We start from the raw sequence: 12999 nt of genomic DNA, 5'->3' as shown, positions 1-12999 counted from the left end.
GAGTGGTTGGGTAAAATAATTACGAATCTTTTGTTCTTTTATTTTTTGATAATAGAAAGAATTTTTTTCACTTCAGCAACGACTTTTCCGTCTTCATCAGTTATAGGAACAATAAATTCCGAGTCAATTTTTTTCGCTTCATTGACTTCAAGCCGAATGTTTTCAACCTGTTCAGTAGATAGTTTGAATTGCGCATAAAGAGTACCTTTAGCAGGGATTTTATAGCGGATGGACGCTGATTTATCCCAAACAACATACCCCTTTCCTAATAAATTCATTAACATCAACATATAAAAAGGATCGGTCATAGAGTACATGGAGCCACCATAATGTGTTCCCACATAATTTTTGTTCCAAAAACGCATTTTCATCTGAACGACAATCTGAGTGCCATCAGAATGAAAATTTTTTACACTGATTCCAGCACCCCAAAAAGGTGGCCAAAAACGCATCAGTCTTAATAGTGTTGAAAACTTCATTGGATTATTCCAGTTACAGGACTTACGTCCTGAGTTAAATGGCTGCTTACAGAATCTCTATTTTTCATTTTAAGTCAATTTCAGTCAATAAATATTATATACTTCGTGTTCTTAACTCGATTTATCAAGGTTTTTATTTTTATGGGACGTTTTTTTATAAAAGAATTATTTGTGCTGACTGCGATACTCCCTTTTGCAGCAAATGGTCAAAATAAAAACTCTTATCTTCCTCCTGTTTTCACTGAAAATAACCGACTTACAAAAATTCAGGTGGAATTTCCTGTCATTGATGAAATGTACAAGAAATATGCAGAAAAAAATCATGTTCCTGGTTATGCTTATGGGATTATTCTCGATGGAAAGCTAGTACATACTGGGAGTGGTGGTTATATCGATATCGCGAAAAAAATTCCTGCTACTCCTCAATCGATGTTTCGCATTGCATCGATGACCAAAAGCTTTACGGCCATGGCTATTTTAAAACTTCGTGATGAGGGTAAATTAAGATTGGATGACCCTGCCTCTCTTTATATTCCTGAATTAAAAAATCAAAAATTAACTCAAGATGCACCAGAGATTACCATTCGTGATCTCTTAACTCATGCAGCTGGATTTCCTGAAGACAATCCTTGGGGTGATAGGAATCTGAGTAAGACGGATGAAGAATTAACTGCATTAGTAAACCAAGGTCTTTCTTTATCTAATGCCTCCGGCACATCATTTGAATACAGCAATCTCGGATTTGCGCTCTTAGGTTTGATTGTTAAAAAAGTATCAGGGGTTTCTTATCAGGAATATATTGCTGCAAATATTTGGCAACCTTTAGGAATGAAGAATGCAGCATGGGAGTTTGCTCAAGTTCCAGCAAATCAATTAGCCCATGGTTATCGATGGGATAATGGACATTGGATGGAGGAGTCTTTATTACATGATGGCAGTTATGCTTCCATGGGAGGTATGATTGCTTCGATTGAATCATTTAGTCGTTATGCTGCCTTACATCAATTTGCATGGCCTCCACGTGATGATGGAGAAACTGGACTGATTAAAAGAAGTTCTATACGTGAAATGCATCAACCTTGGCGACTTTATGCGGTGAATGCAACGAATAAGGTAAATGGTACGAAATGCCCCACAATTAACGCATATGGCTATGGATTAAGATGGGCTAAAGATTGTCATGACAAAGTATCAGTAGGACATAGCGGTGGGTTACCTGGTTTTGGTAGTAATTGGTTCATATTGCCTGAATATGGGGTAGGAGTGATTTTATTTACGAATGTGACTTATGCGGCTGCGGACGAAGTCAACATGAAAGTCGTTAATAAGCTCATTAAAGAAGCGCAACTTACACCCAGAACGTTGCCTCCTTCACAAATTTTGAATGAAAGACAAAAAGCATTAATGAAACTCTTACCTGAATGGAACGATGCAAAAACAAGTGGATTGTTCGCAGTGAATTTTTTTCTGGATTCATCAGTTGCTTCGTTGCGAAAAAACACTCAGGATCTTTTTGCCAAGGCAGGTAAAATTCTTAAAGTGGGTACTGTGGTCCCAGAGAATCAACTACGCGGGTATTTTATTATTCAAGGAGAAAAAGCAAATCTTAAAATAAGCTTCACATTATCACCAGAAAATCCTGCACTCATTCAGCATTATGAAATAGAGCAAAAAATATAAGTGCATAACTCTAGGTGGAGCAAACCAACGTTTTCCTGACATCAGCTGCTTCTGGGTGCGGCTGTGCCTTTACCCAGGTAATTAGTTATTTTAAATAATACTTTGTGCTGATACGGCTTTTTCACAAAGTACACGTAACGTTGTAGCGATTTGTTTTAATTGATTACCATGTAAATGGTATGCTTTTCCTAATTGAATGGGATCGGTGAAACTTAACCATACCTGTCCACTTTGATCTTCTGTTGCCATTATCCGCAAGGGTAAATCAAGTGCAACTGCTGCATTCTCTTGCATCAAGGGTGTTCCTTTTTCAGGATTGCCTATAATAAGTACCTCTGTAGGGGGGAGTGATTGATTCACCTTTTGAGCTTCACTACTATGATCAATATGAGCAAATATTTTTCCCCCTTTTTGGGTGATCATGTCAGTGATTCGTTCTATGGTTTGAGAGACTGAATAAGGACTTTGCAGTGTTTCGGAGCCTACCCCTTCTGGTGCCGCCAGTCTAATATCAAAAGCGGCTGCAATTTTACGGGCTAAGATATCCAAATCAAATAAATTCTCTTTATTGGCTAAAAGAGTGACACACAAAAGTTCATCTGGGGCAGTAAAACGGCTTAAAAAAGCAGAAAAACCAGGAATGTTACCCTTTATTTCCATTAAGCCCGGATGACCTGGGAATAACCAGCTCGCATTTCCAGGGATGACTGTTTTATTATTTAAAGTAATACTATGGTATAGAAAATCTCTATTTTCGGCTTCTTTGACTAAAATAGATCCCGCCAGACTGATATCCCATATGCTGATATCTTCGGCGGAAGCAATGATGCCACTATGTGCAAAAGTAGTTGCCCAAGTAAGCTCTGGAGCTGCTTTATTATCTGCTTTATAACCCACAGCAACTTCTGTAGGGTCTATGTAAGAGGGGTTATGTAAAAACTCGCTGTGCTTAAAAGGCGTACTCCCATTATGAACTTCATTATCGATTGAGGATGTATTTTTGATAAACGATGTGCATTTCAAACCAACCCGCTCAATTTGATTTTTGGTAACATAAGCTTCATAACTCATGCCACTGATGTTCTCAATAATAATTCCCAGTAAATAATAATTTGAGGCACTGGGTTGCATTTTGGTGCCTGAAGTAAATAATAAATTGGGATCTTTAATTAAATTAAAAATCTCCTCGGGATGATAATCTTTATGAAAAGAAAAACCCTCGCATTCTGAATAATCAGGTATTCCCGAACTGTGAGTTAATAATTGTCTAATGGTAACCCCTTGCCATGCTTGAGGTAAGGACGATATGGAAGCAGAAATCGAGTCATCTAACTGCAGTTTTCCATCTTCTATTAATTGCATTATAGCTACCGCAGTAAATGCATGTGTTAATTGCCCCACAGGAAAGAGAGTGCGAGTAGAGACGAGACGCTTTTTTTCTGTATCCGCTAATCCATAGCCAATGACTCGGGTAATATAAGGTGCTTGAACAATTGCCAAAGACATTCCAGGAATGTTATTTTCTTCCATATATTCAATTATGAGATTATCTACAGATCGACCTTGATACAGTGTATGAAAATCGCCGCGGCCACTACTAGAATGAGTATTCATTATTAATTCCTTTCCTCTATGCCACAAACTATTTTTAGTATAGATGAGGATTTAGGAGTTGTAACTTCTCATTATGAGTTGATGTTTAAAGTAAACTTACTATATTAAATAAACAGAGCGGAGATTTAATGATTTTTTCTCAGATAGCTAGGTTAATAATGCAGAAACGCATTGTTAATTCATTTTCTATTTGATTCGTGGATATAGATAAGGATACCTTAATATGCATCACGCACTTCCCTTGATCACTACCGTTGCGATGGGATTTGCTTTGGCATTAATCATGGGGTTCATTGCAGTTCGATTTAAAATTCCAGCTTTAGTAGGTTACTTATTAGCAGGTGTTGTTATCGGACCATTTACTCCTGGGTTAATGGCAAATGTTGAAATTGCTCAAGAACTTGCAGAAATTGGCGTTATGCTGCTCATGTTTGGGGTGGGTTTGCATTTCTCATTATCCGATTTGATGCACGTTCGTAAGGTGGCAATTCCTGGAGCGATTGTGCAAATGATTGTAGCCACAATATTGGGGGGTTGTACTGCCATCATGTGGGGTTGGAATTATGGGTATGCATTAATTTTTGGGCTTTCATTATCGGTTGCAAGTACCGTTGTTTTATTGAGAGCACTTGAGGAAAGGGGCGCTTTAGAAACAATTAATGGCCATATCGCTGTAGGTTGGCTTTTAGTTGAAGATCTCGCCATGGTTGTTGTGCTTGTCTTGCTTCCACCATTATCTCAATGGTTGGGTTCTAATGCTGTAGAAGGTATTCATAAGCCATTATGGTTTGTACTTGGTCTTACTCTGATAAAGGTTTCAACTTTTATTGCACTGATGTTTCTGGTGGGGCGTCGATTGTTTCCAAAATTGCTTTGGCATGTTGCGCGTACAGGTTCCCATGAATTATTTACTTTATGTGTTGTTACCGCCGCAATTAGTATTGCCTATGTGGCCGCGCAATTGTTTGGAGTTTCTTTTGCTTTAGGTGCTTTTTTTGCCGGGATGATTATGAGGGAGTCCGCTTTTAGCCGTCGTGCTGCCGAAGAATCGTTACCCCTGAGAGACGCATTTGCCGTGTTATTTTTTGTTTCTGTAGGTATGTTATTTGATCCTACAGTTCTTGTGAAACAACCAATGCAAGTTCTTACTGTGGTAGGTATCATTGTTATCGGAAAATCGATTGCAGCGTTTATACTCGTTCTTGCTTTTCGCTATCCTTTGCAATCGGCATTAATTGTATCCGCAAGTTTGGCGCAAATTGGCGAGTTTTCTTTTATTCTTGCTGAACTTGGGACGCGCCTCGGTCTTCTTCCAGTGGAAGGGCAAAGTTTCATTTTGGCTGGCGCATTGATTTCAATAGCGATTAATCCTCTTATATTTAAATTGATAAATCCCATACATGCTTGGGCAAAATCTTATCCTAAATTAATTGAGATTTTTGAGCGTTCAAAAGATCCTTTAACTGAATTACCGACGACAACCAAAGAAGAGTACCTTGCAGGGCAAGTTATTTTGGTAGGATATGGGCGTGTGGGAAAGCGTGTTGCTCAGTTACTTTCTGAAAAAGCAGTTCCTTATGTGGTGGTAGATGATAATCGAGAGTTAATAGAAGATTTGCGGATTTCTGGTATCCCAGCAGTTTATGGAGATGCATCTAAACCATCTGTGCTTGTTCAAAGCCATATTGCTCATGCTAGCATGCTTGTACTTGTGATATCAGATACGGTTCATGTAAGAAAAATGATTCAATATGCAACGCAACTCAATCCAGAGATCGAGATTGTTATCCGTACACATAATGAAGAAGAGGCTACGTTGCTCCAAAAAGAAATAAAGGGCAAAGTGTTTTTTGCAGAAGGTGAAATAGCAAATAATATGGGACTTTATACTTTAAATCGCTATGGAAAATCTCCAAACTAACGGTATATCTATTCATTGTTAATTAGGGGAGCAGTGGTAAAACAGCAGCACAAGAGGTATCCTGATCCCGTTGATTAACCAAGTAATGCAAAATTAATGAGTATTAGAATGATAAGAATTGAACTTCTGCAAAATAATCTTGATGCGATCCCTGAGCTTGCTCTGATGTGGCAAGAAGGACTTGGAAAAATTTGGTTACCTGATGTGCCTTTGGATGTTGTAGAACAGCGTTTTCTTGACCATGCAAATAATGAAACGTTACCAATGACTTTTGTGGCATTTGATGACGAAAAGCCAGTTGGTATGTGTAGTTTACGTGAAAATGATGGGATTCGCCCTGATTTAATGCCATGGCTAGGCTCTTTAACTGTAAAACCAGAGTATCAAAGACAAGGACTTGGTCAACGACTCATTGAGGTAATTAAAGAGCAAGCAAAAAAAATGGGATATGAAGTACTTTATCTTTTTGCTTTTGATCGAACAATCCCAAATTATTACCAATCATTAGGATGGAACATTATAGATAAAGACAGTTTCAAAGGACATCCTGTAACCGTAATGGAAATTATAATATAAACCCTAATCATCTCCTCGTTTATCCTTAGTAATCTCCAGATAAGCCTGAATTCAATCATCGTATCTTGAATCGGTACATTTGTTTTTTTTTTGCGCTTTTTAAAATTATTGACTAGCCTTTACTTTGCAGTAAAAAACATTTTATTAGCAAAAAATATTAAGGAGATAAAAATGAATCAGAATATTTTTCAAGGAAAATGGATGGAAATAAAAGGTCAAATGAAGCAATTTTGGGGAAAACTTACTGATGATGATCTTAAACAAATTGAAGGCAACCAAGAAGAAATTTTTGGAAAATTAAGAAAACATTATGGTTATACCCAAGAAGAAGCTAAAAAAGCAGTGCAAGATTTTCAAAGAAAAATTCATCATTAATCGTTAAACGGGAATTTAAAAGGAGTTTTAAAATGGAAAACAGAGGAATTGTTAAGTCCGGTGAACTTACCGGCTCTAAGGTTATGAATCCTGCCCATGAAGACCTAGGTGAAATTGCAGAGGTTGTTATAGATAAACAATCTGGCAAAGTGAATTATTTAGTATTAGATTTTGGAGGCTTTTTAGGGTTTGGAAATAAGTTTTTTGCAGTGCCCTGGAACTTATTTTTATACAATAATAAAGAAGACTGTTTTATTCTCAATGTGGATAAACAGCGTTTGAAAAATGCCCCAGGCTTTGATAAAGAACATTGGCCAAATTTTTCTGCACCTGAATTTAAAACTACAATAACAGGTTTTTATACAGGAGATAAATAATGAAAATTTTATCAGGACTCCTGTTTAGTACTTTAGTTTGTTTCTCTGTAGCTTCATTTGCGAATGATGAAGCGACGGGTTCGAACTCTAAGACTAAAACTTCAATGAGTTCAAATTGGGTTTGTACTACTAATGCAAGCTCTAGTGATAAAAAAACAGACCAAGATGCTGATAAGAGAATGTCCGAGCATTCTGGTTCTGCTACTAAATCATTTTCTTTTGCACAAAAGCATTGTCGAGATTGTACACAAATCACATGCGATATTAAAAAGTAATCTCTATTACCTGCATTTTTTACCAGAAATGCAGGTAATTTCTCCTAAAAATTATTGTCTTTCAAATAATTAAGTATATTCCTTAGTTCACCTTGATCCACAAATCAATTATTTTTTTAATTTGATTTGAAGAATTAAATAATTCTTCCTATGCTAAAAAGAGTTTTCGGTAATTCATTATATGCCAAAGGAATGCTAATGAACATTTTAAAAACCCAGGTCTTGAAGGGCCCGAATTATTGGTCGAACTACAGAAAAGAACTCATCGTTATCAAACTAGATTTAGGGAAATATGAAGAGCTTCCCACCAATCGCTTAATTGGGTTTAAGGAGCGATTGATACAAAATCTTCCTAGTTTAGACAAGCATCGTTGCTCTTTGGGTATTGAGGGTGGATTTTTAACCCGCGTCGAAGAAGGCACCTGGTTGGGTCATGTGATAGAGCATGTTGCTTTGGAGTTACAGTGCCTTGCTGGAATGGATTGTGGTTTTGGCAGAACTTATGGAACTAATGAGTATGGGGTTTATCAAGTCATCTATGCATACCAAATTGAGGAAGCGGGTCTGTACGCGGGACAGGTTGCTGTTAATTTCATCCATTCCATAGCCGAGGGCAAAGAGTATCCTGTCGATGAGGCAATCAATCACTTAAAAACAATTTTTAAACAAAAAGGTTTGGGACCTAGTACTCAGGCGATTGTGGATGAAGCGACAAAAAGAAAAATCCCTTGGAAACGCTATGAGAATACTTCATTAATTACATTAGGATATGGTCGAAACCAAAAAAGGATTTGGGCTTCAGTTTCTTCGAAAACCAGCTCTATTGGTGTCGATATTGCTTCTGACAAAGAACTTACTAAGCAGATTCTTAATTCAAATCTTATTCCCACGCCTAAAGGATTAATTATTAGGTCTGAGGACGAATTGCATAATGCAATAGAACAATTAGGATTCCCATTAGTAATAAAGCCTCACAACGGGAATCATGGAAAAGGGGTAACTACTAATATTACAGATCTCCATAAAGCAATTTTTGGCTATGAGCTCGCGAAAAAAATTTCCAATGAAGTGATAGTTGAACGTTTTACTGCTGGAGATGATTATCGATTTTTGGTAGTAAACTATAAAGTAGTTGCTGTAGCAAAACGTACTCCCGCTCAAGTTAGAGGTGATGGACGACTTACAATTCATCAATTAATTCAAAAAGCGAATGAAGATCCAAATCGGGGCGAGTGTCATGAAAATATGCTGACTACCATTAAGATGGATGAATCCACTTTTTCTATTTTAAAACAAAACAATCTAACTCTAGAAAGCATTTTACCTAATGGTCATATTTTAAATTTAAAAGAAACTGCCAATTTAAGCTCAGGCGGCACTGCAAAAGATGTTACCGACGCGGTTCATCCCTTTAATATTTTTCTTGCGGAGCGTGTAGCAAGACTAATGAATTTGGATATTTGTGGAATCGATGTAATTGCAAAGGACATTGGTTCTCCTATAAATGAAAATAATGGAGCGATTATTGAGGTAAATGCAGGACCAGGTTTAAGAATGCATTTATCCCCTAATGAAGGTACACCACGTAATGTAGCGGAACCTATTTTAAATATGCTTTATCCATCTAATTTAACTTCACGAATCCCAATAGTTGCAGTTACAGGAACGAACGGAAAAACATCTGTTGTCCGGTTGATTGCCCATCTTGCTCGTTTTGCGAATCATTATACGGGCCATACCACAACGGAAGGGATTTACATCAATAATAAACTGATCTTTAGCGGAGATTGCAGTGGACCTGCCAGCGCACAAGTAGTTTTGTATGATCCTGAAGTAGATTACGCAGTCTTAGAATGTGCTCGAGGTGGAATTTTACGCTCAGGTTTAGGGTTTGATGAATCAGATATTAGTGTGATTACTAATATTACCGGAGATCATTTGGGATTAAATGATATCCATACTCTTGAAGAATTGGCCGAGGTGAAAGCCGTTGTCGCGCGGAGTACGAAGGAAACAGGTTATGCGATTTTAAACGCGGATGACGATTTAACTTATGATTTAAGAAATGATTTAACGTGTCATATTGCTTTATTTAGTATGTTTGAAAATCCAAGGATTAGGAAGCATTGCAGTTTAGGTGGGTTGGCCGCGTATCTTGTTCAAGGCAATATCGTAATCCAAAGGGGTTCGGAGCGAACGGTTTTAGCAGATATAAAATCAATACCGCTAAGTTTTCAAGGCAATGCAACTGCTATGATTATGAATATATTAGCGGCCACATTAGCTGGCGTAATCAGTCATTTTTCGATGGAAAAAATAAAAGAAGCTCTTCAAATATTCTATCCTACGGTTGAAAACCTTCCAGGGAGAATGAATCTTTTTAAATTCCAGCATTGCCAAGTTATGGTCGATTATGCTCATAACGAAGGTGCATTTTGCGAATTAAAAAATTATCTTGATTCGCTTCCTTGTACTAAAAAGATAGGAATTATCGGGGTGGCTGGCGATCGGCGTGATGAAGATATCGAAAAATTAGGCTATCACATTGCTTCTATGTTTGATGAGATCGTCATTCGTCATGATAAGGACGGAAGAGGACGAACGCATCATGAAATAAATCGTCTTCTTGTTGCCGGCATACTGCGTTCTGATTTCAAACCGTCTTTAAATATCATTTCAGATGAGCTTGAGGCAATTGAGCATATGATGGAAATAGCCGAGCCAAATACTTTTATCTTTTGCGCCGTGGAGGACGTATTTGAGACGACTAATTTTCTCAAGAAAAAGGAAAAACAAGCGATGCTGATGAATGAGGTTTATAATGACACCCAAAGCTAAGTTATTGATCATCGGGGGCGCTGAGGATAAGGGTGATGAGGAACCTTTGGATATTTTGGAGCAAAAAAAAGAATTTACACGTTATGAAATTCTTAATGAATTATTGCCGCCCTCGAATAAGAAAATTGAAATTATTACTACCGGTTCTGAAATTCAGGATGAAGTAAAAAAAATTTATCAAAAAGTTTTTCAAAACATGGGGTATAACAATATAGGATTTCTGCCCATAAAAAATAGAAGCGAAGCACGTCAAGACGAATATTTACATAGAGCAAAAGAGGCTGGCGCTATTTTTTTTACTGGAGGGGATCAGTTTCGTTTATCCACAATATTAGGTGGTACTCCTATTGTCGATATTATTAAAGAAAGATATCTGGAGGATAATGAGTTTATTATTGCTGGAACCAGTGCCGGGGCTATGGTTATGGGGACGGTCATGATTACTGGTGGCGGTTTATCAGAGGCTTTAAGATATCGAAATTTACTCACTTCTTCAGGTTTAGGAATCTTACAGTCTTGTGTTATTGATACCCATTTTATCAAAAGAGGACGATTTAGTCGTCTTGCGCATGCAATTATTATGAACCCCGAGCAACTAGGTATTGGTTTAGGGGAAGACACTGCCCTGGTGATTCGAAATGGATCGGATGCAGAATGTTATGGCTCAGGGATGGTTGTTATTATTGATGGAAGAAATATTGATCAAACGAACATTACTGAAGTTGAAGAAGGGGAGCCCGTATTTGTTGAAAATTTGATCGTTCACCTTTTGGTAAAAGGATGTCAATTTTCAATTGCAGATCGTACGCTGGCGAACCCTGCAATCCCTCTAAGTAAACACAAGTAACGGAATAAGCCTTATGAATAAAATTGCAATCGCAGTACATGGTGGAGCTAGTGAAAATTATACTTTTTTGCAAGAACATCAAAAAGAATTTGAACAGGGTTTAGCTAAAGCTACGGAAACGGGTTATGCGGTGCTCGAGAAAAGTGGTTCTGCTTTAGATGCCGTAGAAGCGGCGGTTGCGTTGCTTGAAGATAATCCTCTATTTAATGCAGGAAGAGGCTCCGCGTTAAACTGTCAAGGTGAAGTGGAGATGGATGCTTCAATTATGAATGGCAATGACCTCGATGCTGGGGCAGTGTCCATGGTTCGTTCGGTAAAAAATCCGATTCGTCTTGCGCGATTAGTGATGGAGGAAACACGACATGTCTTTCTTTCTGGATATGGGGCTTTAGAGTTGGCAAAGAAATATGGTATGGAAATGGAAGCTGAGTCGTATTTTACAACTCCATATCAGTATGAGGTATATGAAAAGCTTAATAAAATAGAAACTATGGAAGAAATTCAGAACAAGAGAATGAAAGGAACTGTAGGTGCTGTGGCTTTAGATTTACAAGGAAATCTTGCTGCGGGGACATCAACAGGTGGAACCAGCAATTGTCTTCCAGGACGAATTGGAGACAGTTGTGTGATTGGCGCCGGATGTTATGCTAACAACAGTACCTGTGCAGTCTCAGGAACTGGCGAAGGTGAGTATTTAATTAGAAAGATGGTGGGGCATACTATATCCATGATGATGGAGTTTAATATGCCATTACAAGAGGCATGTGACTATGTCATTCATGAACGCAATAAAAAGTTAAATGGAGAAATGGGTATCATTGCTCTTAATCAAAAGGGTGATTTTGGGATTTCTTTTAATACAGAAATCATGAAAAGGGCTTGGAAAAGTTCATCGCTAGCAATTCAAATTAAACTTTTTGATTGAATAAAACGGTAATCAGGTTAAGACGTTTTATTTCATATTGAGATTCCCGGGCTCTGCTTAGTAACCTCTTCGGTTCATATACTTATCTTCACCCGGGGCTAAATGATTTTATAATGGGGGTGGCGGTCGGCGACCAAGTAACCCCAGCACCAAGAATACGACAAAAATAACCAGAAATAAAAAGAATAATATTTTCGCAATTCCTGCTGCAGCTACTGCAATACCGCCGAATCCAAAAGCTGCGGCAATGATTGCAATAATGAAAAATATGAGGGCCCAGCCTAACATGATAACCTCCTTGTATTTTTCTTGAATGAGATTCATGTTTAATTATAGACCCTATACGTTAACTTAGTTATAGAACAGCTAAAGGAATGCCAAGTTTAGTGCTGCGAAACTTGAGGTTTGCAAAGAGACTTCCTTGGTTTTGTTGCGTGCATTCAGGCTACAATAGCGGAGGATACCTCATCCCGAGCGTACTACTTCCACCTCACCTTAAGTTTTCTTTGACTTATAACAATACCCACGAGGTGGAGGCTGTAGTGAGGGACCCCAAAAGACAAGTTTGAGTAAAAATCAGGAGAGCCTTCGTCGAAAACTCCTCAGGATGACTTAGTCGTGAATACAATGATATTTAAGATAATGGCGAGCATAACTCAACTAATGTGCCATCAGGACAACGCACATAAGAAACCAATTGTCCCCAAGGTTTTTCCATAGGTTCTTGAATTGATTGAGCACCCGCTGCGACAGCTTGTTCATGGGCTTGTTGGACTGAATCGGTAACTAAGGCAATTTCCATACCTAAGGGTTGACTCGATGAATCAGCTGCTACATAACCATTAGGAAGATTGTGTGCACCTAAATGATGAGATGCAAAGGCAAGTGTTGTTTCTCCGGTTTCAAGCTCACCATAACCTGCTTCATGAAAGAAACGGGTTTTTATATTAAAAGCCTCAGAAAAAAAGGCCAGAGAAGCTATGACATCGTGGACATAAATAATGGTATATCCGAATTTCATAGATTTAGCTCCTTGTTATTTGCCGCATTTAACGCGTCAACTAGAAAAAATATGAGGGTATAGAGAATTTA

General features: G+C 38.0%; 13 protein-coding genes. 9 read left to right on the top strand and 4 right to left on the bottom strand.

Annotation, left to right across the window (positions count from 1 at the left end; all coding sequences use genetic code 11):
* Positions 1–38: 38 nt before the first annotated feature.
* A complete protein-coding gene (locus tag ACWTEW_RS31780; RefSeq protein ID WP_454781966.1) occupies positions 39–479 on the bottom strand; it encodes a DUF4442 domain-containing protein in 441 nt (146 codons plus the stop codon).
* Positions 480–620: 141 nt separating this feature from the next.
* Between ACWTEW_RS31780 and ACWTEW_RS31775 the strand changes: the two genes are divergently transcribed.
* The gene (locus ACWTEW_RS31775) at positions 621–2159 is read left to right on the top strand and encodes a serine hydrolase domain-containing protein (protein WP_454781965.1); all 1539 of its coding nucleotides are present in this window, start codon (positions 621–623) and stop codon (positions 2157–2159) included.
* A gap of 90 nt (positions 2160–2249) precedes the next feature.
* Here ACWTEW_RS31775 and ACWTEW_RS31770 read toward each other — a convergent pair whose 3' ends face one another.
* Positions 2250–3773, bottom strand: a complete 1524-nt coding sequence (locus tag ACWTEW_RS31770; protein WP_454781964.1) for a serine hydrolase — start codon at positions 3771–3773, stop codon at positions 2250–2252.
* A gap of 223 nt (positions 3774–3996) precedes the next feature.
* Between ACWTEW_RS31770 and ACWTEW_RS31765 the strand changes: the two genes are divergently transcribed.
* The 8 genes from ACWTEW_RS31765 to ACWTEW_RS31730 all read left to right on the top strand — a co-directional run bounded on the left by ACWTEW_RS31765 (position 3997) and on the right by ACWTEW_RS31730 (position 11907).
* Positions 3997–5694, top strand: coding sequence for a cation:proton antiporter domain-containing protein (locus ACWTEW_RS31765; protein ID WP_454781963.1), 1698 nt, complete (start codon positions 3997–3999; stop codon positions 5692–5694).
* Positions 5695–5802: 108 nt separating this feature from the next.
* On the top strand, positions 5803–6270 hold the full coding sequence (locus ACWTEW_RS31760; protein ID WP_454781962.1) for a GNAT family N-acetyltransferase: 468 nt from the start codon (positions 5803–5805) through the stop codon (positions 6268–6270).
* A 171-nt stretch (positions 6271–6441) separates the two neighbouring features.
* Positions 6442–6645: a CsbD family protein gene (locus tag ACWTEW_RS31755; RefSeq protein WP_454781961.1), complete on the top strand. Its 204-nt coding sequence runs from the start codon at positions 6442–6444 to the stop codon at positions 6643–6645.
* A 32-nt stretch (positions 6646–6677) separates the two neighbouring features.
* Positions 6678–7022 (top strand): PRC-barrel domain-containing protein, encoded by a 345-nt coding sequence (locus ACWTEW_RS31750; protein WP_454781960.1) that lies wholly within the window; start codon positions 6678–6680, stop codon positions 7020–7022.
* Complete coding sequence (locus tag ACWTEW_RS31745; RefSeq protein ID WP_454781959.1) at positions 7022–7297, top strand: hypothetical protein; 276 nt, start codon at positions 7022–7024, stop codon at positions 7295–7297. Before ACWTEW_RS31750 ends, ACWTEW_RS31745 begins: the two co-directional genes overlap by 1 nt.
* A 198-nt stretch (positions 7298–7495) precedes the next feature.
* Positions 7496–10135 carry a cyanophycin synthetase gene (gene cphA / locus ACWTEW_RS31740; RefSeq protein WP_454781958.1) on the top strand — a complete coding sequence of 880 codons (2640 nt, stop codon included), beginning with the start codon at positions 7496–7498 and terminating at the stop codon, positions 10133–10135.
* Positions 10119–10982: a cyanophycinase gene (locus ACWTEW_RS31735; RefSeq protein WP_454781957.1), complete on the top strand. Its 864-nt coding sequence runs from the start codon at positions 10119–10121 to the stop codon at positions 10980–10982. The genes cphA and ACWTEW_RS31735 overlap by 17 nt, the downstream gene beginning before the upstream one ends.
* A 13-nt stretch (positions 10983–10995) precedes the next feature.
* Positions 10996–11907 (top strand): isoaspartyl peptidase/L-asparaginase family protein, encoded by a 912-nt coding sequence (locus tag ACWTEW_RS31730; RefSeq protein ID WP_454781956.1) that lies wholly within the window; start codon positions 10996–10998, stop codon positions 11905–11907.
* A 108-nt stretch (positions 11908–12015) separates the two neighbouring features.
* On the opposite strand, the gene ACWTEW_RS31725 is transcribed toward ACWTEW_RS31730, so the two are convergent.
* Together ACWTEW_RS31725 and ACWTEW_RS31720 are read right to left on the bottom strand one after the other, a co-directional pair.
* Entirely contained in the window at positions 12016–12195 is a 180-nt protein-coding gene (locus ACWTEW_RS31725; RefSeq protein WP_454781955.1) for a DUF1328 family protein, read from the bottom strand.
* A gap of 346 nt (positions 12196–12541) precedes the next feature.
* Positions 12542–12928, bottom strand: a complete 387-nt coding sequence (locus ACWTEW_RS31720) for a VOC family protein (protein WP_454781954.1) — start codon at positions 12926–12928, stop codon at positions 12542–12544.
* Positions 12929–12999: the final 71 nt, after the last annotated feature.

The sequence above is a fragment of the Legionella stuttgartensis genome, assembly GCF_977063405.2.
The sequence above is the reverse complement of the archived record's forward strand: the minus strand, read 5'-3'. Positions and strand labels throughout refer to the sequence as shown.

Coding starts and splice junctions, on each gene's coding strand:
- ACWTEW_RS31750 (WP_454781960.1), top strand. CDS start 6,678: ATGGAAAACAGAGGAATTGTTAAGTCCGGTGAACTTACCGGCTCTAAG.
- ACWTEW_RS31730 (WP_454781956.1), top strand. CDS start 10,996: ATGAATAAAATTGCAATCGCAGTACATGGTGGAGCTAGTGAAAATTAT.
- ACWTEW_RS31765 (WP_454781963.1), top strand. CDS start 3,997: ATGCATCACGCACTTCCCTTGATCACTACCGTTGCGATGGGATTTGCT.
- ACWTEW_RS31725 (WP_454781955.1), bottom strand. CDS start 12,195: ATGTTAGGCTGGGCCCTCATATTTTTCATTATTGCAATCATTGCCGCA.
- ACWTEW_RS31755 (WP_454781961.1), top strand. CDS start 6,442: ATGAATCAGAATATTTTTCAAGGAAAATGGATGGAAATAAAAGGTCAA.
- ACWTEW_RS31775 (WP_454781965.1), top strand. CDS start 621: ATGGGACGTTTTTTTATAAAAGAATTATTTGTGCTGACTGCGATACTC.
- ACWTEW_RS31770 (WP_454781964.1), bottom strand. CDS start 3,773: ATGAATACTCATTCTAGTAGTGGCCGCGGCGATTTTCATACACTGTAT.
- cphA (WP_454781958.1), top strand. CDS start 7,496: ATGAACATTTTAAAAACCCAGGTCTTGAAGGGCCCGAATTATTGGTCG.
- ACWTEW_RS31720 (WP_454781954.1), bottom strand. CDS start 12,928: ATGAAATTCGGATATACCATTATTTATGTCCACGATGTCATAGCTTCT.
- ACWTEW_RS31760 (WP_454781962.1), top strand. CDS start 5,803: ATGATAAGAATTGAACTTCTGCAAAATAATCTTGATGCGATCCCTGAG.
- ACWTEW_RS31780 (WP_454781966.1), bottom strand. CDS start 479: ATGAAGTTTTCAACACTATTAAGACTGATGCGTTTTTGGCCACCTTTT.
- ACWTEW_RS31745 (WP_454781959.1), top strand. CDS start 7,022: ATGAAAATTTTATCAGGACTCCTGTTTAGTACTTTAGTTTGTTTCTCT.
- ACWTEW_RS31735 (WP_454781957.1), top strand. CDS start 10,119: ATGACACCCAAAGCTAAGTTATTGATCATCGGGGGCGCTGAGGATAAG.